Below are 1805 nucleotides of genomic sequence, written 5' to 3' on the forward strand. Positions count from 1 at the left end.
GTCCAAGCGGGTTGAACAGGCCAAACGGAAGGCAGGACGGTTGTGGGCAGATGTGGTGCGTCAGAATCTACCGTGTCTGCAGCGGTCATCCGGGACGCCGATCCATCAAGCGTTGTCGGCGCTTCGGGATTTTGGTTGGGTGTAAAAAAATGGAATACAATATCATCACTTCAAGATGAGGGATGAGAGTCCAAAAGCGCTTACGATATCAATTCCTGAAAATGGTTCGCTAACTAGTGATTGACAACACCCGTAGTGAACCGAAAAAATGTTCTCCACAAAGTCTTGACTGACTCTTCATCAATATAACCGTTTTCACATAAAAAAAAATGTGATAATATAATCAGTAAAAAGACAAAAAATTTTGGTTTTAAAGAAATGTGAGGGCTATATGGTATACGATGGAATTATTTTAGGGATTCTCATTGGTTTATTTCGCGGAGGTAATTTCAAAGGTATCGCAACTTTGAAGTTAAAAGGAGGTTGGATTTTTCCAATCTTATTGCTTGTGCAATGGATTTTTTTCTTGTTGCAGGACCGTATCGCTGTTTTAGCGAATATAAGTAACATCACATTTATCGCTGTCTACGTCATTGGATTAACGTTCATATGGCTTAATCGCCATTATCCAGGGATGAAGACGATTTTTGCTGGTGTGCTTTTAAATTTCATTGTCATTGCTTTGAATGGTGGTAGAATGCCTGTTTCACTTGAAGCGACACAAGCTGTTTTAGGACAAGAATACGTCGAGCTTCTAAAAACAGGACTTTACGGGAAGCATATGGCTATTACAAATGACACCATTTTCCCGTTCTTAGGGGACATTATCCCTTTAGCACCGCCTTATCCGCGTGCAAAAGTGATTAGCATAGGCGATGTAGTCATGAATATTGGTGTGTTTTTGTTTATTCAGTATTTAATGATGAAGGAAAAACAAACAAATTCTCTTCAACCAACACATGAAGGGAGGTGAAAAACATGAACGCACGTGTGAAAAACGTACTTATTAATCTCGTCGTTATCGGTTCTGTTATTGTTGCGTTGACTTCAGGGATTAGAATAATTGGGGTATAAATAAATTGGGGAGGTTTTACCTCCTTTATTTTTAACATTTTTATCCGATTATAGATTCAGGGTGAGTGACTAATATATGGTGAAAACTCGATCGCAGGTATACATTTATATTTTGAGTTTATTTTCCTTTTTTTTAGGTAGTGTGGTGTTTCATTCTTATTTTCACCTTCCGACTGTTGAAGAATGGGTATGGATCTATTTTTTAGCTATCACAGCGTTTTTTTTAACTTATTTTGAGATTCAAGTAGTTGAAAATAAGAACACTTTTTCTATGGATTCAGCTATTTTTCTGGCAGCAGCACTACATTTTGGCCCTTCTGTGGCAATTTGGAGTTTTTTACTTTTTTCTTTGGTTAGAATTATATATCACAGGCATATTCCGTTATGGGCGCATCTTTTGAATTTTTCAATGTATTTATTGATGATGGTAGCGTGTGAGTAAAATATTTGTGGGTGACATTCAGGAATGATTCCCCGACGAGGGTTGCGAACTTTTGTTCGCGACGCTCGTCGGGGCCACCAAGCGAAGCGCGGTAGAAAAAAGCAAATGTCATGCAAAAAGGACTCTCTCCCTGCTATGATGGTGATGACCAACATCAATAAAACAGGAGGGAGAGAGTCCATGAAACATTTTACCACAGAATGGCCTTTATTAAAAGAGCTGGAGGAACAATGAGTCAGTCAAGACTTTGTGGAGAACATTTTTTCGGTTCACTACGGGTGTTGTCAAT

General features: G+C 38.7%; 2 protein-coding genes and 1 pseudogene. All 3 read left to right on the forward strand.

Annotated features, from left to right (window positions below):
• A pseudogene (locus LH47_RS15760) lies at nucleotides 1-145 on the forward strand (UPF0236 family protein); the annotation flags it as partial.
• Between the two features lie 246 nt (nucleotides 146-391).
• Nucleotides 392-973: a DUF5317 domain-containing protein gene (locus LH47_RS14515; protein ID WP_043968712.1), complete on the forward strand. Its 582-nt coding sequence runs from the start codon at nucleotides 392-394 to the stop codon at nucleotides 971-973.
• A gap of 177 nt (nucleotides 974-1150) precedes the next feature.
• Nucleotides 1151-1516, forward strand: coding sequence for a hypothetical protein (locus LH47_RS14520; RefSeq protein ID WP_043968714.1), 366 nt, complete (start codon nucleotides 1151-1153; stop codon nucleotides 1514-1516).
• Nucleotides 1517-1805: the final 289 nt, after the last annotated feature.

This window comes from Anoxybacillus thermarum (assembly GCF_000836725.1).
In the GTDB taxonomy this organism is placed as follows: domain Bacteria; phylum Bacillota; class Bacilli; order Bacillales; family Anoxybacillaceae; genus Anoxybacillus; species Anoxybacillus thermarum.

Coding starts and splice junctions, on each gene's coding strand:
- LH47_RS14515 (WP_043968712.1), top strand. CDS start 392: ATGGTATACGATGGAATTATTTTAGGGATTCTCATTGGTTTATTTCGC.
- LH47_RS14520 (WP_043968714.1), top strand. CDS start 1,151: ATGGTGAAAACTCGATCGCAGGTATACATTTATATTTTGAGTTTATTT.